The organism is Corynebacterium sp. MSK008, from assembly GCF_030232585.1.
GTDB lineage: Bacteria > Actinomycetota > Actinomycetes > Mycobacteriales > Mycobacteriaceae > Corynebacterium.
Map to the genome: position 1 here is coordinate 331,181 of NZ_JASPJX010000001.1, position 21,057 is coordinate 352,237.

Here is a 21,057-nt window from a genome sequence, read left to right on the forward strand (position 1 = left end):
ACGGCTAGTGGCCGCCGCACCCGCAGGATCCGCCGCAGCCTCCGCAGCCGCCGCCGGAAGGAGTCGGGATGGAACCGGCCATCACGGCGGTGCCGGCGATGACGGAATCGCGCGCGGGCAGCTCGCCGTCCGGCAGGCACACGTCGAACGGGAAGACAGCATCTACGGAGACGTGGATGAAGCGCTGGCCGGTCAGCGCGGAGGTGCGGTACTCCGCCTCCAGCACGCGGGCAGAAAACTCTGCGCTTGCATCCGGGGTGGTGGCGCTGCCGCTTGCCACGGCCTCGGCGCCGGGGGAGGTCACGGTGCCCACGACAGCGCCCGGGTGCAGCGCCAGGTAGGCGTCGGTGGATTCGTAGCGGTCAACCGCCAAGCCCAGGGCGGTGACGGACAGTTCCTGCCACTCGAGCGCGGGATCGTCCACAAGCAGCGGCTCCTGCGCGAGGTTCACCGTCAGCGACGCAATGGCGTTGCCGCGGGGATCGACCACATCGGCCAGCGCGACGACGTCGTTAAGCGGCGTGATGTGCGCGTAAGTGCGGGTGACGGACTCGAAGCCCGCGAAGGTGGCAAACGGCTCCACAGCCAGGATGTTCAGTTGCGCGCCCGACGGGTCGGTGTACTGGATCAGCTGGCCGCCGCGCACCTCGCCAACGACGGCGAGGTGGTCGGTGGCGATCGCGGCCTCAACCGCGTCCTGCCACTTGTTAAAGCTCAAGCCGAGTGCGGAAAGATCGGTGCTCACTGCTGTGCTCATGGCCGTAGATTCTAATCAATCGCCCCGACCGGGAAGAATCCTGGGCCTTTCTGCGTTTAATCGGGTAGATATGACAGTGACAGATTCAACACACAGGAAAGATCGCTTTTTGCTTGAAGACGAACTGACGCCCGAGCAACGAACCCACGAAGAGCTGCTGCGACAGGCGTTTCGCCATAACGAGCCACAGCCCGGCGCAGAACCTTCCGTCGGCGCCCTAGACCTGGCGGACCGCAACTCGTTCCGCTCCGTTGCCGGAGCCACGGAGCTGCGCTCCGAAGACCACGTCGACATTTACGAGGTGGAGTACCGCAAGCTCCGCATCGAACAAGTCCTCCTCGTCGGTGCTTGGACCGAAGGCACCGTCAAAGAGATCGAGGCGAGCATGTGGGAGCTGGCGGCGCTGGCGAAAACCGCCGGTGCCGAGGTGCTGGACATGCTGTACCAGAAGCGCGATAAGCCGGACCCGGGCACCTATATCGGCTCGGGCAAGGTGGCGGAGCTGCGCGAGATCGTGCAGGCCACCGGCGCTGACACGGTGATTTTCGACGGCGAGCTGTCGCCCTCGCAGATGATCGCGCTTGAGGAAGCACTGAAGATCAAGGTGATCGACCGCACAATGCTCATCCTGGACATCTTTGCCCAACACGCTAAAAGTAAAGAGGGTAAAGCCCAGGTGAGCTTGGCGCAGATGGAGTACCTCTACAGCCGCACCCGCGGTTGGGGCGGCAACCTGTCGCGCCAGGCCGGCGGCCGCGCCGGCTCCAACGGCGGTGTGGGCCTGCGTGGTCCCGGTGAGACGCGTATCGAGGCGGACCGTCGCCGCCTGCGCACCGAGATGGCCAAGCTGCGCCACCAGCTGCGCGACATGACCACGGCGCGCGAGGTCAAGCGCGCGAAGCGCCAGCGCTCCACCATCCCGAAGATCGCCATTGCCGGTTACACCAACGCGGGCAAGTCCTCGCTGATCAACGCGATGACGGGTGCAGGCGTGCTGGTGGAAGACGCGCTGTTTGCCACCCTGGACCCGTCCACCCGCAAGGCGAAGCTCGCGGACGGGCGCAACGTGGTGCTCACCGACACCGTCGGGTTCGTGCGCCACCTGCCCACGCAGCTGGTCGAGGCGTTCAAATCCACGCTGGAAGAGGTCGCGGGTGCAGACCTCGTGCTGCATGTCGTGGACGGCTCCGACGCGTTCCCGCTGAAGCAGATCGAGGCCGTCAACGAGGTGCTCGCGGAGGTCACCCGCGATTCCGGCGAGGAGATGCCCCCGGAGATCGTGGTGGTAAACAAGATCGACGAGGCCGATCCGCTCGTGCTAGCCGAGCTGCGCCACGCGTTTGAGAAAACCGGTCGCACGGCCGTGTTCGTCTCCGCGCTCACTGGCGAGGGGATCGATGAGCTTGAGGCGCGCATTGAGCAGCACCTCAACTCCATTGACGCGCACGTGACCATGGTGGTGCCCTACACCCGCGGCGATGTAGTCAGCCGCGTCCACGACGAGGGCACGGTGCGCTCGGAGGAGTACGAGGAGGCAGGCACGCGTATCGACGTCCGCCTGCCCCGCGTCCTGGCTGAGCAGTACGCGGAGTTCGTGGTTAGCTAGCTAGCGGCTGAGCTTGGCCGCGGCGTCCTCGTCGAGGATCACCGTGGTGCGCGGGTGGTTCTGCAGCACCGATGCCGGGCAGCCCGGTGTCACCGGACCTTCCACGAGGGCCTTGACCGCGTCAGCCTTGTTCGGGCCGGTGGCGATGAGCACGATGGTGTGCGCCTCCATGATGGTGCCCACGCCTTGGGTCAGTGCCTTGCGGGGCACCTGGTCCTCGTTGTCGAAGAAGCGGGCGTTGTCCGCCACGGTCGTGGGGTGCAGGTCAATCTCGCGGGTGCGCGAATCAAGCGCGCTGGGGGGTTCGTTGAACGCGATGTGGCCGTTGGCGCCAACGCCGAGGATCTGCACGTCCACGCCGCCGGCTGCGGTGATGCGCTCCTCGTAGCTGCGGGCTTCTGCCTCGGGGTCTGCCGCCAGGCCGTCGAGAGACTGCACCTTCGCATCGTCGATATCGATGTGGTCGGTGAACTCGCGGCGGATGGTTGCGTAGTAGGACTGCTCATCGGAGCGTTCCAACCCGACGTACTCGTCTAAGAGGAACGCGTCGCACTGGGCGAAGCTCAGATTCTCCTCGCGGTGGCGGCGGGCCAACTCCATGTACGTGGGGTTCGGGGTCGAACCCGTGGCCAGGCCGAGCGTCGCGCCGTCACGCACGAACGGTTCAATAAGGTCGGCTGCGGACACGCCTACTTCTTCGGCGGTGGGGCGCACAATAATTTCCATGATGCTCAAAATAGCAAGGGCACTCTGAGAGCTGTTCACTTTGTCCGCCCGCTACCCCCGGCACAGGAAAATTCAGGCGGCGGGGTGATAATGGCATTTCGTGACTCACACTTTCGGCTGGACCCTTCACGGAGACGGGCGCACTGTGCGCCCCGGGGCAGTTGTCGCCCCGGACGAGCGGCTGAGCTGGCCGCGCACCATCGGCATCGGCATGCAGCATGTGGTGGCCATGTTTGGCGCCACACTGCTTGTGCCAACCCTGACCGGCTTCCCGGTGAACACCACGCTGCTGTTCTCCGGCCTGGGAACCATCATCTTTCTGCTGATCACCCGCAACAAAGTGCCCAGCTACCTGGGCTCATCTTTCGCCTTCATCGCACCGTTGACGGCCTCGCAACAGTACGGTGTCGGTGCGCAGCTGGGTGGGGTGCTGCTGACTGGTGCGGCGCTCATTCTCGTCGGCATCATCGTGGAATGGGCGGGCAAGCGCGTCATCGACGCGGTCATGCCGCCCGTGGTCACCGGCGCCATCGTCGCGCTCATCGGCTTCAACCTCGCGCCGACGGCGGTGTCGAACGTGGAAACCCAGCCCTGGGTAGCGGGCGTGACACTGCTGACGGTTGTGGTGGTCACCGTTGCCACCCGCGGACTGCTTTCGCGCCTGTCCATCCTCATCGGCGTGCTCGTCGGATGGCTGTTCGCAGCTTTGACGGGAGGCTTAGGCGAGGACGCCTTGCAAACCATCGGCGACGCACCCTGGATCGGCCTGCCGCAGTTCCACCGCCCGGAGTTCCACGTCTCCGCGGTGCTGGTGACCTTGCCGGTGCTGGTGGTGCTGATCGCCGAGAACGTCGGCCACGTAAAGGCAGTGTCCGAGATGACCGGGCGCAACCTCGACGATATGCAGGGCCGTGCGCTGATCGGCGACGGTATCGCCACCACGCTCGCCGGCGGTTTCGGCGGCTCCGGCACTACCACGTACGCCGAGAACATCGGAGTGATGGCAGCGACGAAGGTGTACTCCACAGCCGCGTACTGGGTCGCCGCCGCGTTTGCGATCGTGCTCGCGTTCATCCCGAAGTTCGGCGCCGTGATCTTTACCATCCCCGCCGGCGTGCTCGGCGGCGCGTGCCTGGTGCTCTACGGGCTCATCGGCATGCTGGGCGTGCGCATCTGGCAGGACAATAAGGTCGACTTCACCGATCCCGCGAACCTCACAGCGGCCGCGGTGGCGCTGATTGTGGGCATCGGCAACCTCACCCTGGACGTGGGCGCCGTGACGTTAGAAGGTATCGCGCTGGGCTCGGTCGGCATCATCGTGATCTACCCGCTGATGCGCTGGGCGTACGACACGTTGGGGGAGGGGCAGTACCGCAAGGACTTCGAGGTGGCGAAGCCGTCGACGTTCTAGCGTCCGGTACTTACTGCACGTGAAAACGCCCGGGCGCGTGGCCCGGGCGTGAGCTCGTCGAGAAGCGAAAAGCGGTTACTCTTCGTCGAGGTTCTGCTCGATCAGCGCCGCGATCTTCTCTACCGCATCGGCGTTGTCAGAAGTGACCGTGACCTCGTCGCCGTGCTCCGCACCCATCGCCATGATCATCAGCGAGGAGGCAGCGTCCGTCTCGTCGTCATCGTCGCCACCGACAAGGGTCAGCAGAATCTCGTCGTCGTACTCGCCTGCAGCATCGGCGATCACCGTTGCAGGGCGTGCGTGCAGCCCGACGGTGGAACCGACCTTCACAGTCTTGGAAGCCATTCGGGTGTCCTTTCCGTTGTTTTCATTCAGGTCTGCAACGAGTGTAGGTCGCAAACAGGCGAAGATGCCACCATATCCGCGGAGAAAACCCCGCAGCGTTGCGTTGGCATGCGCCGGGCCGAGTGGCTCTGGCCACTACGGCTGTGCGAGCACAACCTCGACCCCGTGCGAGCGCAGCTCGTCCACGAAGGCCGATGGGGCTTCGGCGTCGGTGATCACCACATCGATATCCGCAAGCGGCGCGAAGCTGACCACGTAGTCGTTGCCAAGCTTCGTGGAATCGCAAAGCACGACTACGCTGCGCGCATTGGTCACCATCGCGGCCTTCACCGCCGCCTCCTGGGCGTCTACTGTGGAAAGGCCGTGGCCGATGGACAACGCATTAGTTCCCACGAACGCCACGTCAGCGCGCAGGAGGGCGAGCGTGCGAAGCGCGGTACTGCCGACAACCGCCTGGCTGATCGGCCGGACGGAACCGCCGAGGAGCTGCACGTCATTCAGACCAGAATCGCTCAGCTCTAAGGCAGTGGGGATGGAGTTGGTCACCACCGAGTACTCCCGGTCCCCACGGGTTTCCGCAAGACGCTTGCCCAAGCTGCTGATGGTAGTGCCCGAGTCCAAAAAGATCGTGCTGCTCTGGGCATCCGGAACAAACTGCAGCGCAGTTTCCGCAATCGCGGCCTTGGCGGCTAGCGACGCTCGTTGACGGGTATCGAGCGGGATCTCGGTTGAACGGTAAGACTGGTTCGCCACCGCGCCGCCGTGGACGCGGTGCACCGCGCCTTCATCATGCAACGCCGAAAGGTCACGGCGGATCGTCTCCGCGGTGACGTCGAAGCGCTGCGCCAACTCGGTGACGTTGACGCGGCCTTCAACTGCGGTCAAAGACGCGATTTGGCGTCTACGCTCCTCGGCGTACATCTATCTCCTGCGCTTCTAGCTGTGCGGCATCCAGTCCGTGGATCGGCGGGGTGTACGGTGCAAACGCACCGACTAAAGAGTACGGAACACCGAGATGACGCGCCCCATGATCTCCGCCTCGTCGCCCTTGATCGGCTGGAAAGCGTCATTGTGGGGCAACAGCCACACACCGGTGGAGTCGCGGTGGAACTCCTTCACCGTCGCCTCGCCGTCCAGAAGCGCCGCGACGAATTCCCCCTCCTCCGCGTTCGGCTGGGAGCGGACCACAACCCAGTCGCCGTCGAGGATGCCAGCCTCGCGCATGGATTCGCCGACGACCTTGAGCATGAACACGTCGCCGTCGCCGAGCAGCTCCTCGGGCAGCGGGTAGTAGGTGTCCACGTTCTCCTCGGCGAGGATCGGCGCACCTGCCGCGATCTGGCCGACCACCGGCACGTAGCGCGCGTTTCCGGAATCCTCCGGCTTCGCCTCCTGCGGCTTGCGCTTCTTACGCCCAGTCTCCGGCAGCTGGCGCAGGTCCACTGCGCGCGGCTTGTTCGGGTCGCGGCGAAGGAAACTCTTCTTTTCCAGTTCCTTGAGCTGGTATGCGACGGAGGAGGTGGACTGCAAACCGGCGGCATCGCCAATCTCTCGGATGCTCGGCGGGTAACCGCGCAGAACAACTGCGTCTTGGATGACCTGGAGGATTCGGCGCTGACGGTCAGACAGAGCGTTGTAATCCGGGTTGCCGGGCTCGGACTTCTTTCGTGCCATGACGTTCTCCTTGGGCTCGGTGGCGTTGTGCGCCTACGAACCTACCAGATAGGGCACTCATGTTCGATGGTTACGAGGTTTGGGTGGACACGCATCGGCCGTGGTGCTATAAATCGAACACGTAATCGTATTCGAACAAATGAACGTTAGAACGTTCGAGCGTGTCGGCGCCGAACGTAATGTGTGCCGCGAAACGAAGGGAGACCCAACATGTCTGTAGCAATCAATCCAGTACACAATGCATTCGTATCTCGCCCGGGTGCCGCAGCCGTGGTTCCCCCGGCGGAGGTTTGGGATGTAGATTCTGCGTCGCAGCACCGAACCAGCGGTGCCGGTGTTCGAACCATTTCCGGATCCCATCGAACGAGTGCTCGTTCGGCGTCCACAGCGGTTTCGGGCGGTTCCCCCGATGCGAACACGTTCGAAACACGGCACGAGACGCGCGACACGCTCGTGCTCGGCGTGTGCATGACTGCGGCGCTGCTCATCGGTTCTGCCTTCGGCGGCGTCTTCTCGGCGCAGGACGAGGATCCGTCCTCGATGACCAGCGGTCAGGCGGCCCACACCGCCACCGTGGCAACGGCGCGATAGGCAGGGCGTAGACTCACGGCTAGACCAAGCCTTGAACACGCCTTGAATACTCCGGGGGTGGAAAACCGTGTTTTGTCCCTTTTGCCACAATGAGCAGTCCCGTGTCACGGACTCGCGTCTGGTCGAAGCAGGCTCCGCCATTCGTCGCCGCCGGGAGTGCACCGAGTGCGGGGGCCGATTCACCACAGTGGAAAAGGCCGTGTTGACAGTTGTGAAACGCAACGGCGTGAGCGAACCGTTTGACCGCGACAAACTCATCGTCGGCGTGCGCCGAGCATGCCAAGGCCGCGATGTCACCGACGACGCATTGAAGCGCCTCGCCCAGGAAGTGGAAGAAACTGTTCGCGCGCAAGGCAGCTCGCAGGTGCCCGCCCACGAGATCGGTTTGGCCGTCCTTGAGCCGCTTCGTGCACTGGACGAAGTGGCGTACTTGCGTTTCGCGTCCGTGTACAAGTCTTTCGAGAGCGCGGACGACTTCGAATCCGAAATCCGGCTCATGCGCCGCCGCGACCGCGAAGACTTCTAACCCGCGGTCCCGGGGCTAACGCAGAGCGTCAATCTTTTTCTCAATACGGCGTTGGCTCACCGGCTTCGGTGTTCCTAACCGTTGCGCAAACAAGCTCACTCGCAGCTCCTCGATCTGCCACACAATGTCCTTGTACGCCTCCGTCTTCGTGCGGCCAGCGGGCAGGGACTTCATGCGCTGGGCCAAGTAGGCCTTCACCGAATCAATCACTGACTGTCTGTCGGCGTCTCGGTCCGGATCCAGGCGCATGTCCTCCAGTCGGATCCGCATCGCGTCGATGTAGCGGGGCAGATGCTGCAAGTGGCCGATACCGTGGACAGTCACCGCGTGCTTCGGCAGGAAAAACTGCAGCTGCGACTCCATGTCGTCGATAGCTGGGCCTTCCCACTGCTGCAGCTCCGCGGCGATGTTCGCGTACTCCGCAAGCGCGGGCGCAAGCGTGACTACCACGCGGCGCACCCCGCCAGCGACCTGGGGACGGATTTCGGCCACGAGCGCGTCGAACTCTTCGGGGGAGCGCACCGGCCCGCCGGAGGAGAACATCAGATCTCGGATAACAGCAACGCGGGCGTCCTCCACAAGTCCTGCGGCGCCGCCGTGCGGGTAGCGGTCCACCGCCACCTTTTGGCGCAGCGGCAGCCCCTTGGTCATCTGCGCGGCGTTGACCGTGATTTCGCGCAGTAGCAGCGTCAGCGTCGCCGTGACCATAGAGGCGTCCGCGGCGGCCTTCGTCGGGTGCACCGTGACCTTCACGCCATCCTTGGTGGCTTCGAGTGCCGGGTAGGCGTCGACCTCGTTGCCGTCGATAGTCGTGGTCACCGTCTCCGGCACCGCACCGAGGGAGTCGGTAGTCCACTTCGCCACCGCATCCGACTCGGAGGTGCGCCCTGCCTTGGATACGGAGGACTTGATCTTGCCGGCCTGGCGGCGCTTCAGTGCGCCGAGATCCGTGTCGTGGTCGACCACTTTGCCGCGGCGGTCGATCGCGGCAAACGTCACCTTCAGATGCTCGGGCAGCGCAGAGGGGTTGAAGTCGGTGCCGTTGATGCCGCGCCCGCCGACGCTGCGCAACGCATCCGCGAGTGCCTCGGCGAACGGCGTTTCGCGCAGCTCGCTTTCGCTGGCACCGTCGGCCTCCTGCTGCGCGCGGATCGCATCGAGGGCACGCTCGGCGAAGTCGGGTGCCGGCACTACGGTCTTGCGCAGCGCCTTCGGCAGCGTGCGGATGTACTCCGCGGCCAGCTCGGAGCGCAGCCCCGGCACCAACCAGTCGAAACCTTCCGGCCGCAGGTTAGCCAAAAGCGGCACGGGCACGTCTACGGTGACGCCGTCGAAAGGATCGCCCGGCTCGAACTTGTAGCGCAGCGCGTAGTCGATGGAGCCCTGGCGCCATACCTCGGGGAAGGCGGTGGCAGAGGAATCCACACCCTCGTCATCGACGAGTGCGGCTGGATCGAAGTCCAGATAGTGCTTGTCCTCGGCCCGCTTCTTCTTCCACCAGGAGTCGAAGTGGCGGGCGGTGGTCACGCTTTGCGGCAGGCGCGAATCGTAGAACTCGAACAGTGTGTCCTCGTCCACCACAAGGCCGCGGCGGCGCACCTTTTCTTCCACCTCAGCGGCCTCGGCGAGCAGGGCTTCGTTGTGGTCGATGAACTGGTGGTGGCGGTTCCAATCGCCCTCGAGCAGGGCATGGCGGATGAACATGTTGCGCGCGCCCTCGGCGTCCACACGGTGGTAAGGCACCAGCCGGTCGCGCACAATGGTGACGCCGTAGAGCATCGATTTTTGGTGCACCATCGCAGCCGAGCGCTTCCGCGACCACACGGGTTCGGAGTAGCTGTGCTTCATCAGGTCGCCGGCGGTAGCTTCCACCCAGGCAGGCTCGATCTTGGCCACGTCGCGCGCCCACAGGCGCGAGGTCTCCACCAGCTCGGCGGCCATGAGGAACTCCGGGGGCTTTTTGCTGAGCGACGACCCCGGGAAGACCATAAACCTCGTCCCTCGCGCGCCCTGGAACTCCTTCGAGTTGCCGTCACGGGCGCCGATGTTGGACAGCAGGCCGGTCAGCAGTGATTTGTGGATCGCGTCGGCATCGCGTTCCCCGGCGACGTTCTCGGCGCGCGACCAGCCCAGCTGGCGTTCCACGTCGCGAAGTTGGCGCACGAGGTCGAACCATTCGCGGATGCGCATGTAGTGCAAGAATTCGCGCTTCATGCGTTTGCGGAAGGCGTTGCCGGACAGTTCGTCGCGCGAGTCGCCGATGTAGTCCCACAGCTTCAGCGAGGACAGGAAGTCCGACGTGGCGTCTTTGAACCGGGCGTGGGCCTGGTCTGCCTGGGCCTGGTATTCCAGGGGGCGCTCGCGCACGTCCTGGATGGTCATGCTGGCCACGATCACGGTGACGTCGTCGAGCACGCCGAGGCGGTTGGCCTCCACCAGCATGCGCGCCATCTTCGGGTCCACCGGGATGCGCGCGATGTCGCGCCCGACGCCAGTGAGCACCGGCGCGCCGTCGCGCTCCTTGTCTGAAATTGCACCGAGCTCGTGCAGGAGCAGCAACCCGTCGCGCACGGATTTTTGGTCCGGCGGCTGGATGAAGGGGAAGTCGTTGATGTCGCCCAAGCGCAGGGAGATCATCTGTAGCACCACGGACGCCAGGTTGGTGCGCAGAATCTCCGGGTCGGTGAACTCGGGGCGCGCCTCGAAGTTGTCTTCCGAGTACAGGCGGATGGCCACGCCATCGGCGATACGGCCGGAGCGGCCGGAGCGCTGGTTAGCGGAGGCCTGGGAGATCTCCTCGATGGGCAGGCGCTGCACCTTGGTGCGTGTGGAGTACCGCGAGATACGGGCCAGGCCGGTATCAACCACGTAGTGGATGCCCGGCACGGTCAGCGAGGTTTCCGCGATGTTGGTGGACAGCACGATGCGCCTACCGGAGTGCGGGGCGAAGACCCGGTGCTGTTCCGCGTTGGACAAGCGGCCGAACAGGGGCACGACTTCCACGCCGCGCCAGTGCTGTTTTTCAATGGCCTCCATGCAGTCGCGGATGTCGCGCTCGGAGGCGAAGAAGCACAAGATGTCGCCCTCGCCCTCGCGCATGAGTTCCTTGCAGGCGTCGACCACACCGTCGATCATGTCGGTGTCGACTTCCTTGACGGAGCCGTCTTTGCCTTGCACCTGCTCCACCAGCGGGCGGTAGCGGATCTCCACCGGGTAGGTGCGCCCGGAGACCTCGATGATGGGGGCGGGGTTGCCCTCCGCATCGGCGAAGTGCTCCGCAAACGCTTCGGGGTCGATGGTTGCGGAGGTGACAATCACCTTCAGGTCCGGGCGTTTTGGCAGCAGCCGCTTGAGATACCCGAGCAGAAAGTCGATGTTCAGCGAACGCTCGTGCGCCTCGTCGATGATGATCGTGTCGTAGGCGTTTAAAAACCTGTCGCGCTGCATTTCGGCGAGCAAGATGCCGTCCGTCATCAGCTTCACCGCAGTGGACTCGGACACGCGGTCGTCGAAGCGGATGGCGTAGCCGACGGACTCGCCGATGTTCTGGCCCAGCTCGTCGGCGATGCGCTCCGCCACAGTGCGCGCGGCGAGCCTGCGCGGCTGCGTGTGCCCGATCAGTCCTCGGCGGCCGCGTCCCAGCTCCAGCAGCATCTTTGGAATCTGGGTGGTCTTGCCGGAGCCGGTTTCACCCGCGATCACCACGACCTGGTTGTCGCGCACCAGCTCCATGATGTCCTCGCGCCGCGCGGACACCGGCAGGCTCTCCGGGTACGTGATCTCGGGGATAAGCGCATCACGCTTAGCGACGGCAGCTGCCGCCTTGTCCACGTCCGCCCCAATCGCCGTCAACGCTTCAGGGGAGTTGGCCTTCTTCAGACGACGGCGGAACCTGCGCACGTCCGCGATCGGGACGCCGTCGAGTGCTTCGTACAGCTGCGGCTTCGTGGGAGGTGGTGTAGGGGATACGTGCTCATTCATAACCAGAGCGTGAGTCTAGCGCGGCAGCAGCTTCCGGCTCGATTCCGTCGCTTCCTCAAAGGCGCGGGATACCAACTCGCCGAGCTGCTCGAACTCCGGGCGGCGCCGCGACGACGCCCGCATGGCGAGCCCGACGGTGCGCTTCGCATCCACGCCCGGGCCGAACGTGGACACTGCGATGCCGGGACGAGCGCACTCCGTGGACAGGGCCGACACGGGCACCAACGTGGAACCCAGTCCGGCCACTACCAGCTGCACGACCGTGGTCAGTGACGCGGCTCGGGTGACCGACTGCGCGCCGGGGGAGCGGTTGACCTCGGCGATCTTGCACAGTTCCACGATCTGGTCGCGCAGGCAGTGCCCGTCGTCCAGCAACAGCAACTCGAGGTTGTGCAGTGCGTTGAGGTCGAGATCTCCTCTGCCGGCCAGAGGGTGGTCGGGGGCGGTGATCACGGCGAAGGTTTCGTCGTAAAGCGGGATTTCCGAAACCCCGGTGGCGCCGGTCGGAGTGGCGAGCACTGCGACGTCGATCTGGCCGTCGCGAAGCCGCTGCAGCAGCTCCTCGGTCTGGTTCTCCACAATGCGCGGCTCCAAATCCGGGTACTCATCTTCTAAAAGCTTCAGCAGCGTCGGCAGGATATACGGCGCGATGGTGGGGATTACTCCGATGTTCAGCGGCCCGGATAGTACTCCGAGAGCGCCGCGGGATTGCGCCACGAATGCGTCGGCGGCCTCCAGCGTCGCCTTGGCGTAAGGGAGGAGTTCCTCGCCGGTGGGGGTGACAATGACGCGCCGGGTGGAGCGTTCGATGAGCTGGATACCCAGGCCTGACTCCAAGGCGGCGAGCGCCTGCGACAGCGACGGCTGCGAGATGCCGAGCTTGTTCGCCGCGGAGACGAAGTGCTTCTGCTCGGCGACGGTGACAAACGTCCGGAGCTGAGCGAGCGTCGGTTTATACTCTCTATTAGCCATGCCTATGAACCTACACGAAGTTCATAGGTTTTTACGTTGAAAGCCCGAGCGATCTATGTCATACTGGGTGCTGTCCGTTGAAAAATCCCTTTGACCAGTTTCTTTGGAGGAATTTCTATGCCGATCATGACTGTTGGAGAGCGTTTCCCGGAGTTTGACCTTGTCGCGCTGAAGGGCGGCAACCTGAAGGAAGCCAACGCATCCTCCCCGGACGACTACTTCGAGAACGTGTCGCTGGATAAGTACGAGGGCAAGTGGAAGATCGTCTTCTTCTACCCGAAGGACTTCACCTTCGTCTGCCCGACCGAGATCGCGGCGTTCGGCAAGCTCAACGAGGAGTTCGAGGACCGCGACACCCAGGTGCTCGGCGGCTCCACCGACAACGAGTACTCCCACTTCAACTGGCGCGCGACCCACGAGGACCTGCTGGATGTCCCGTTCCCGATGTTCGCTGATGTCCGCCACGACCTGATCCGCGCTCTCGGCGTTGAGAACGCCGACGGTGTTGCGGACCGCGCAACCTTCATCATCGATCCGGACGGTGTGATCCAGTTCGTCTCTGTCACCCCGGACGCTGTCGGCCGCAACGTCGACGAGGTCCTGCGTGTGCTCGACGCGCTGCAGTCTGAAGAGGTCTGCGCTTGCGACTGGCAGAAGAACGACCCGACCAAGAACATCGACAAGATGGCTGTGGTCCAGGAGTCCCTGAAGTAACAGCGAAGGAGAACACGATGTCCATTGAGAACCTGCGCGGCGCACTGCCGGAGTACGCGAAGGACCAGAAGCTCAACCTCGGTACGCTGACCCGCTCCACCGAGCTCAGCGAGCAGCAGCTCTGGGGCACCCTTCTCGCCTCCGCGGCAGCGACCCGTAACGCGAAGGTCATCGCCGAGATCGCTGAGGAAGCCAAGGAGCACCTCTCCGAGGAGGCTGTGGAGGCCGCGTACGGCGCCGCCACCGTCATGGCGATGAACAACGTCGCCTACCGCGCCAAGGGCTGGCTCGGCGACGATTACGCCAACGTGAAGTTCGGCCTGCGCATGAACATCATCTCGAAGCCGGGCGTGGAAAAGGCCGACTTCGAGCTGTGGTCGCTGGCTGTGTCCGCCATCAACGGCTGCGAGCACTGCGCCGTGGCGCACGCCAACACCGTCCGCGAGGAGGGCGTGACTAAGGAGCAGGTCTGGGAGGCTGTCAAGGTCGCTGGCGTCGTCCAGGCAGTAGCCCAGGCACTGGCCATCGAGGACGCCCGCTAAGCAATAACGCTTTACGACGGCACGACCTCCGGCAGGATCCCGCGTTGCGCGGGGTTTGCCGGAGGTTTCGTCGTGAAGCGAGCAGCTCTAGAGCGGGCTGAGCACGTTGGCGGTCAGCGAGAACAGGTCCTTCGGATCGTCCGGATCGGCGACTAGGTCGATGAACTCCTCGAACTCAGTGCCTGCCACAGAATCGCGCAGATAGCGCAGCGCGGAGAAGTCCTCGATGGCAAAGCCGACGGAGTCGAACAGGGTGATCTCCTCGTCGCTGGTGCGGCCAGCGTGCTTGCCGGCGATGACCTTCCACAGCTCTACGATCTCGAAGTCGTCGTCTTTGTTCTGGATCTCGCCCTCGATGCGGGTCTGCGGCGGGAACTCCACGAACACGGTGGCGTCGTCGAGAATGCGCGCATCTAGCTCAGTCTTGCCGGGACAATCGCCGCCGACGCCGTTGATGTGCACACCGGGGCGGACGAGCGAGTAGTCCAGGATGGTGTTCTGCGCCTTATCGGCGGTGCATGTGGTGATGATGTCCGCGCCTTCGACCGCGTCCTCGACGCTGGCGGCCATGTAGACCTCGATGCCGAGCGGCTCGATGTTGCGGCGGAACTTCTCCATCGCATCCGGGTCGATGTCGAAGATCCGCACGCGCTCGATGCCCAGTGCGGCGCGGAAGCCCAGGGCCTGGAACTCGGACTGCGAGCCAGCGCCAATCATCGCCATGACCTCGGAGTCCTTGCGCGCGAGGTACTTCGCGGCCATGGAGGAGGTCGCGGCGGTGCGCAGCGCGGTCAGCAGCGTCATCTCCGCCTCGAAGGTGGGGTAGCCGTTGTCCACATCCGCCAGCACGCCGAACGCGGTGACGGTCTGGTAGCCGCGGGCAGGGTTGGAGGGGTGGCCGTTGACGTACTTGAACGCGTACTCGTTGGAGTCCGAGGTGGGCATGAGTTCGATCACGCCGATGGGGGTGTGGCTGGCGACGCGCGGGATTTTGTCGAAGCTTTCCCAGCGCACGAAGTCTTCCTCAATGTAGCTCTGGATGCCGGCGATGAGTTTTTCCACGCCGTGGTGGTTGATCCAGCGGCACATGTTCTGGACGTCTACGAGCTGAGGCATATGGTTCCTTTCGGGTTGGTTGGGTGTTTGTGTGTGCGGTTGCGCGTGTAGCAGCGCTACGGGTTGCGCCGCGGCGGGTCGATGTCGGGGGCTTGTTCGCCGGTAATTGTCTCGTAGTTCACGTGGGACCGGGAGATGAACTCCACCCGGTCGCGCACCTTGAACCAGCCCCACGCGAGTGCCGGCCACATCAGCAGTGACACCAGAAGCGTCCACGTGCCGATGGGGTAGTCGAAGGCCATGAGGATGACCACGAGCACCAAGAACAGCAGTGAGATAATGTCCGTGAACGGGGAGAACCGAGCGCGGTAGTCGGGGCGGGTGTATTTGCCCTGGCGCGCCAGCCGGACGAAACGCATGTGGGACAACGAGATCGCCGCCCACGACGCCATCGTGCCCAGCGCGGCGATGTTGAGCACCACCTCGAACGCGGCTTCGGGGACGAAGTAGTTCAGCACAACGCCGAACAGCGCAACACCGGTGGTGAGCAGGATGCCACCGTAGGGTACGCCGCCCTTGGTCACCTTGCCCGCCCACTGCGGGGCGGAGCCGGCCTTGGACAGCGAGTACATGATGCGACCGGTGGAGTACAGGCCCGCGTTGAGCGAGGACAGTGCCGCGGTGATGACCACCAGCTGCGTGATGGCACCTGCGTACGGCACGCCGATGGAGTCGAAGAAGGTCACAAACGGGGACTCGTCGCCCGAGTACTCGGTGTACGGCAAGAGCAGGCACAGCAGCAGCACGGAGCCGAAGTAGAACACCAGCAGGCGGAAGACCACGGCGTTGATGGCGCGCGGGATGTCCTTCTTCGGGTTCTTCGCCTCGCCGGAGGTGGTGCCCAATAGCTCGATACCGGCGTAGGCGAACACGACACCCTGAATCACAATCAACGCGGGTAGCACACCGTTGGGGAACCAGCCGCCGTTGTCCGTGATCAGCGACAGCCCCGTCAGGTCGCCGCTCGGGTTGCCGAAGACCACCATGAAGATGCCCACGGCGAGGAATACGAGCAGGAACAGCACCTTAATCAGCGAGAACCAGAATTCCATCTCGCCGAAGAACTTCACCGACACAAGGTTCATGCCGGTGACAAGCGCGATGATGACCAGGGCGTAGACCCACTGCGGCACGTCGTTGATCCAGCCGTAGAACTGACCGAACCAGCGGATGTAGATAGCCAGCGCGGTTGCGTCCGCCACCGCGGTGGCGGCCCAGTTGAACCAGTACAGCCAGCCGGAGACGTACGCCGCTTTCTCGCCGTAGAACTCGCGGGTGTAGGAGACGAACGATCCGGAAGTCGGACGGTGGGCGATGAGCTCGCCCAGGCTGCGCAGGATGAGATAGCCGATGAACCCGCACAACAGGTACATCAGGGCTAGCGACGGGCCGGCCGCTTCCAAGCGCGAACCCGCGCCGAGGAACAGGCCAGTGCCGATCGCCGAGCCGATGGCGATCATGTTGATTTGGCGCGTGGACAGGCCTTTCTGCAGACCCGCGTCTTCGTCTGGGACGACACCGGCCTTCGGGCGGGCCGACGCGTCCGACTGTGGTGGAGGGGCAGTAGTCATCAGGGTGCTCCCTGTGTATCTCGGTGGACGGGGGTCTTAGTTCCGGATGCCGGCCGGATCGTGGATCACGCCGAAGCGGTGCAGCGTCGCAGAGACGGCCTGCTCCAGCAGGTAGGGGAGGAGTTCGCGGCGCCCGTCGATGAGCACGGGCCCGTCGAAGACCGCGGTGGCGACGTCGCCGTAGAGCTCCTCAGGTGCGCTGCCCACCACGCGGATGCGGTCGGGCGTGCCTGTGACGGTGTGTGCGTCGACAGTGACATCGGCTGCCTCAAGTTCGCGGGCGATCGCATCCTGGGCAACTATGCGCACCTCGGTGCCGGTGATCGCAGCGGCAAGCAGCTGGCGGTACACCTCACGCAGCTGGTAGCCCTCGCCGACGTAGACCACCACCGGCTCCAGGGTGCTGCGGTAGCGGAAGATGTTCGCCTCGGAACGCAGGCCGGAGTGGTCGTGGCCGCGGCCGAATTCCATGTCCCACGCGCGCTGGTCGTACTCGGCGGCGCGCGAGAGCCAGCCGAAGTCCTCGTCGCTGACGTTGGCACGGAATGCGTCGAGAAGCTCCTGCACCCTCGCCGAGATACTTACGCCTAACGACGGCGCCAGCTCCGCCCGCTCCCGCCAGGTGCCCATCTGCGCGACGTAGTTCGGCCCGCCCGCCTTCGCGCCGGGGCCCACGGAGGATTTCTTCCAGCCGCCGAACGGCTGGCGCTGCACGATTGCACCGGTGATGCCGCGGTTGACGTAGACGTTGCCGGCCTCGACGCGGTCGAGCCACGTGGTGATTTCCTCGCCGTCGAGGGTGTGGATGCCGGCGGTGAGGCCGAAGCCGGTGGAGTTCTGCCACTCAATCGCCTCGTCCAAGTCCTTGGCGTGCATGATGCCCAGCACCGGGCCGAAGCACTCGTTCTGGTGGTACCAGGAGCCCGGCTTCACACCTTCGCGGATGCCGGGGGACCAGAACTTGCCCTCGTCGTCGAGCTTGCGGGGTTTTAGCAGCCACTTCTCGCCCGGCTCCAGTGTGGCCAGGCCGCGCTCGAGCTTCTCGCCCGGGGCTTCGATCAGCCCGTTCATGGTGGTGGACAGGTCGGTGCCCGGGCCCACCACCAGGGTGGAGGCTGCGTCGAGCAGCTGGTTTATTAAGCGTTCGGACTCGCCGGCGGAGCCGACAAGGATCGCCAGCGAGGCCGCGGAGCACTTCTGGCCTGAGTGGCCGAACGCGGACAGGTACAGGTCGTTGACCGCGAGGTCCGGGTCGGCGGACGGGGTGATGATAATGGCGTTCTTGCCGGAGGTTTCCGCCATGACGTTGAGCTGCGGGTTCCAGGACTTGAACAGCTGGGCGGTTTCGGAGGCACCGGTGAGGATGATGGCATCCACGGCGTCGTCTGTAAGCAGGGCCTTGCCGGCCTCGCCCTCATCCGCGCGCACGTACTGCACGGTGTCGGCGCTTACGCCCTTCTCGGCGAAGACCGCCTGGACGCAATCGGCGATGAGCTTGGCGCACTGCGTCACCTGCGGCGCCGGCTTGAGAATGACGGCGGATCCGGCGGCCAGCGCCGCCACCACGCCACCGGTGGGGATGGCTACCGGGAAGTTCCACGGCGGAACAACCACCGTCAGTTTGTTCGGCTCGAAGTCCGCGGCAATGTCGTTGAGGTGCCGGGCGCTGTCGGCGTAGTAGGTGCAGAAATCGATCGCCTCTGAGATCTCCGGGTCGGACTGGTCCACCGTCTTGCCTGCTTCGTGGGCGGCGACCGCGATGAAGTCGCCGCGGCGGCGCGCGATCTCGTCGCCGATGGCGTCGAGGACGTCGGCACGCTCGCCGGCGGAAAGCGCGCCCCAGGCAATCTGGGCTTCCTTAGCGCGGGCGATGTGGTCGGCGATTACGGACGGATCGGTGATCTCGTTGCCGGTGTCCACCGCCGGCGGGTGTGCTAGGTGCTCGATTGCCCAGGTACGGTTGGCCTCCAGTGCCGGATCGGTGTCCGGCTCGTTGATGAAGCGTCCGGTGGTGCCGGCCTCCGCGGCGGCCTGGCGTCCGGTCTCCTGCGTGCGGTCCTGCTCCCGGTTCGGGCCGTTGTGGATGTCCCATCGGTTGTCCACCGCCCAGCGGAAGACCTCCTCTTGCTCCTTGATCGGGTCGCGCTTGGCGGTCTTGGGCGCGAACAGGGCGTGCAAGAAGTTCTGGGGCGCCGCATTTTCTTCGAGTCGGCGCACGAGGTAGCTCACCGCCACATCGAAGTCTTCCTTGCGCACGACGGGGGTGTAGAGGATCTGACGGCCGTAGGCCTCGCGCACGATCTGCTGCTGCGCCGGCGACATTCCCTGCAGCATCTCCGAGTCGAGCATGCTGGCCACACCGCGGCGCTGCGCAAGCTCGTAGGCGAGCGCGGAGGTGAACAGGTTGTGGGAGGCGATGCCGATGGAGACGCTGTCGGCGTACTCGGGGCGCACGATGACATCGAGCAGGCGGTAGTAGTTCGCGTCCACCTCGTCCTTGGTCAGGTACGGCGCCTGCGCCCAGCCCTTGACCTCCGCGTGATGTCGCTCCATGGACAGGTTCGCGCCCTTGACCAGGCGGATCTTGATCTTGGTGCCGCCGTCGGCCACGCGCTTCTGCGCGAAGTCCGCCAGGTACTCCAGGGCGCCGAGCGTGTCGGGCAGGTACGCCTGCAGCACGATGCCGCCCTGGTAGTCCTTGAACTCGTCTTCGCTGAGCAGCTGCGTGAACACGTCGAGCGTGAGGTGGAGATCGTGGTACTCCTCCATGTCCATGTTGATGAACACCTGGGGGCTACGGTCGCGCGCGGCGCGGTACAGCGGGCGGATACGGTCCTTGACCAGGCGCACGCACTCGTCGTAGTCCCAGTGATTGAGCTGGGAGACCATCGAGGAAGCCTTGACGGAGACATACGTCACGCGAGGATTCTTGATCAGGTTCAGGGTTCGCTCGGCACGGTCCGTCGCTTCTTTCTCGCCGAGTACTGCCTCGCCTAGCAGATTGAGGTTGAGCTGCTCGCCGCGCTTTTGCGCGTTGTCGAGCAGGTTGTTCAGTGCGTCTGACTCAGCGTCCAGCACGAGATGGCCCACCAGCTGGCGCAGGCGCATGCGCGCCGCGGGGACGACCACGAAGGGCAAGAACGGGCCGACGAAGGCGCCAGCGCCCACGAGCAGGGCATTGATGCGACCGAGGAACGATGCGTCGACGCCCTTGGTGATTGCACGCAGTGCGTTCGCCGCTACCCGGTTGTCCTCAGGGCGCATGACGCGGTCAACGAAGTCCATGGTGAAGCGGACCCCGTTGTCGTCGCGAAGCATTTCCGCGAGCTGTTGCGTCTGGGCATCATCCGCATCCGCGTCGGCGGTAGCTTCCATCCAGTGGTACGCGCGGGCGACGGCTGCTTCCACGACATTGTCGAGTTCAGTGCTGTTTTCCGGCGGCAGCTGGTTGGTGTGCAAATTCGGCATATGTGTTCCTTACCACTAGAACAGAACAATGTGACAGCACACAAACTAATGCAAAATCTAGGTGCACACCACTGATTTAGAAAAGATTCCTTGTGCGCACGAAAAAGCCCCGGAAACCACAGGTTTCCGGGGCTGGGGAGAGGGGGCTAGATGTACTGACCGGGTACGTTGGTCAAGCGTGAGAAGGGCGGCTGGTTCCCGCAAGCGGTGTGGGGCCGGTGGTGGTTGTAGTAGTGCAGCCAGCCGTCGAGTTCTCCGCGGCGTTCGGTCTCGCTGGTGTAGCAGCGGGCGTAGGCCCAGCCGTCGGCCAGGGTGCGGTGGAAGCGTTCGATCCTCCCGTTGGTCTGCGGCCGATAGGGCCTGGTGCGCTTGTGCCGGATGCCGAGCTCGTGGCAGGTGTCTCGCCACAGGTGTGAGCGGTACGCGCCGCCGTTGTCGGACAGGACCCGCTCAACGGTCACCCCGCGTGCGTTGAACCACTCGACGGCCCGAACGAGGACCGCGGAGGCGGTGAGGGCGGTTTCGTCGTCGTGGATCTCGGCGTAAGCGACGCGGGAATGGTCGTCGATGACGGTGTGGACGTAGGCCTTGCCCATCAACGGGTCGATGTACTTGTTCTTGGGCTTGCCCAGGGTGGCGGCGCGGTTCTTCTCGCCCTGCTGGCGGCCGACGTAGCGCCAGCCGCCGCCGTCGGGGATGTTGCCGAGCTTCTTCACGTCGACGTGCAGCATCGCCCCGGGGTGGTCGTGCTCGTAGCGGCGGACCGGCTCCCCGGTTGCCCGGTCGACATGCGAAAGCCGGTTCAGGTGCGCGTCGACGAGGATCCGGTGAACCGTCGACGGAGCGATCCCCAGCCGGCAAGCGAGCTGCACGGGTCCTTCTCGAAGACGGAGACGGAGCTGGATGCAGCGCTTCGTCGTCTTCGCGTTGGTCTTGTTCGGCGAGTGATGCGGCCGTGACGAGCGGTCCTGCATCGACTGGCCGGCGCGATAGCGGTCGGCCCAGCGCTTCACAGTGGGCCAGGAAACCTGGAACCGGGCGGCGACCTCGCTGATCG

17 protein-coding genes are annotated in these 21,057 nt (G+C 64.6%); 6 read left to right on the top strand and 11 right to left on the bottom strand.

Translation table 11 applies throughout. From position 1 onward, the window contains the following. Positions 1–4: 4 nt before the first annotated feature. Positions 5–757 carry a hypothetical protein gene (locus QP996_RS01585; protein ID WP_284870887.1) on the bottom strand — a complete coding sequence of 251 codons (753 nt, stop codon included), beginning with the start codon at positions 755–757 and terminating at the stop codon, positions 5–7. A gap of 70 nt (positions 758–827) precedes the next feature. On the opposite strand from QP996_RS01585, the gene hflX reads away from it, so the two are divergent. Further along, entirely contained in the window at positions 828–2,363 is a 1,536-nt protein-coding gene (gene hflX / locus QP996_RS01590) for a GTPase HflX (RefSeq protein ID WP_284870888.1), read from the top strand. Here hflX and nagB read toward each other — a convergent pair whose 3' ends face one another. Then, positions 2,364–3,089 carry a glucosamine-6-phosphate deaminase gene (gene nagB, locus QP996_RS01595; RefSeq protein ID WP_284870889.1) on the bottom strand — a complete coding sequence of 242 codons (726 nt, stop codon included), beginning with the start codon at positions 3,087–3,089 and terminating at the stop codon, positions 2,364–2,366. Positions 3,090–3,189: 100 nt separating this feature from the next. On the opposite strand from nagB, the gene QP996_RS01600 reads away from it, so the two are divergent. Further along, the gene (locus QP996_RS01600; RefSeq protein WP_284870890.1) at positions 3,190–4,500 is read left to right on the top strand and encodes a uracil-xanthine permease family protein; all 1,311 of its coding nucleotides are present in this window, start codon (positions 3,190–3,192) and stop codon (positions 4,498–4,500) included. A 75-nt stretch (positions 4,501–4,575) separates the two neighbouring features. On the opposite strand, the gene QP996_RS01605 is transcribed toward QP996_RS01600, so the two are convergent. From QP996_RS01605 to lexA, 3 genes are all read right to left on the bottom strand, one after another. Further along, entirely contained in the window at positions 4,576–4,845 is a 270-nt protein-coding gene (locus QP996_RS01605; RefSeq protein ID WP_070474252.1) for an HPr family phosphocarrier protein, read from the bottom strand. Positions 4,846–4,980: 135 nt separating this feature from the next. Then, positions 4,981–5,766 carry a DeoR/GlpR family DNA-binding transcription regulator gene (locus QP996_RS01610; RefSeq protein WP_284870891.1) on the bottom strand — a complete coding sequence of 262 codons (786 nt, stop codon included), beginning with the start codon at positions 5,764–5,766 and terminating at the stop codon, positions 4,981–4,983. Between the two features lie 72 nt (positions 5,767–5,838). Further along, complete coding sequence (lexA, locus tag QP996_RS01615) at positions 5,839–6,519, bottom strand: transcriptional repressor LexA (protein WP_284870892.1); 681 nt, start codon at positions 6,517–6,519, stop codon at positions 5,839–5,841. 462 nt (positions 6,520–6,981) lie between these two features. On the opposite strand from lexA, the gene QP996_RS01620 reads away from it, so the two are divergent. Beyond that, entirely contained in the window at positions 6,982–7,110 is a 129-nt protein-coding gene (locus QP996_RS01620; RefSeq protein WP_284870893.1) for a hypothetical protein, read from the top strand. A gap of 67 nt (positions 7,111–7,177) precedes the next feature. Further along, positions 7,178–7,636, top strand: coding sequence for a transcriptional regulator NrdR (nrdR, locus tag QP996_RS01625; RefSeq protein ID WP_034998765.1), 459 nt, complete (start codon positions 7,178–7,180; stop codon positions 7,634–7,636). A 15-nt stretch (positions 7,637–7,651) separates the two neighbouring features. On the opposite strand, the gene hrpA is transcribed toward nrdR, so the two are convergent. Beyond that, complete coding sequence (gene hrpA / locus QP996_RS01630) at positions 7,652–11,617, bottom strand: ATP-dependent RNA helicase HrpA (protein ID WP_284870894.1); 3,966 nt, start codon at positions 11,615–11,617, stop codon at positions 7,652–7,654. Between the two features lie 15 nt (positions 11,618–11,632). Beyond that, positions 11,633–12,589, bottom strand: coding sequence for a hydrogen peroxide-inducible genes activator (locus QP996_RS01635; protein WP_284870895.1), 957 nt, complete (start codon positions 12,587–12,589; stop codon positions 11,633–11,635). A 117-nt stretch (positions 12,590–12,706) separates the two neighbouring features. Between QP996_RS01635 and QP996_RS01640 the strand changes: the two genes are divergently transcribed. Beyond that, entirely contained in the window at positions 12,707–13,303 is a 597-nt protein-coding gene (locus QP996_RS01640; RefSeq protein WP_070844258.1) for a peroxiredoxin, read from the top strand. A 17-nt stretch (positions 13,304–13,320) separates the two neighbouring features. Then, positions 13,321–13,845: an alkylhydroperoxidase, AhpD family gene (gene ahpD / locus QP996_RS01645; RefSeq protein WP_284870896.1), complete on the top strand. Its 525-nt coding sequence runs from the start codon at positions 13,321–13,323 to the stop codon at positions 13,843–13,845. A gap of 87 nt (positions 13,846–13,932) precedes the next feature. Here ahpD and ocd read toward each other — a convergent pair whose 3' ends face one another. The 4 genes from ocd to QP996_RS01665 form a co-directional block, all read right to left on the bottom strand. Then, positions 13,933–14,961: an ornithine cyclodeaminase gene (gene ocd / locus QP996_RS01650; RefSeq protein WP_284870897.1), complete on the bottom strand. Its 1,029-nt coding sequence runs from the start codon at positions 14,959–14,961 to the stop codon at positions 13,933–13,935. A gap of 56 nt (positions 14,962–15,017) precedes the next feature. Beyond that, the gene (locus QP996_RS01655) at positions 15,018–16,532 is read right to left on the bottom strand and encodes an amino acid permease (RefSeq protein WP_284870898.1); all 1,515 of its coding nucleotides are present in this window, start codon (positions 16,530–16,532) and stop codon (positions 15,018–15,020) included. 36 nt (positions 16,533–16,568) lie between these two features. Beyond that, on the bottom strand, positions 16,569–20,000 hold the full coding sequence (locus tag QP996_RS01660; protein WP_284870899.1) for a proline dehydrogenase family protein: 3,432 nt from the start codon (positions 19,998–20,000) through the stop codon (positions 16,569–16,571). A gap of 146 nt (positions 20,001–20,146) precedes the next feature. Then, on the bottom strand, positions 20,147–21,057 hold a 911-nt coding region (locus QP996_RS01665; RefSeq protein ID WP_284870900.1), incomplete at its 5' end, for an IS481 family transposase.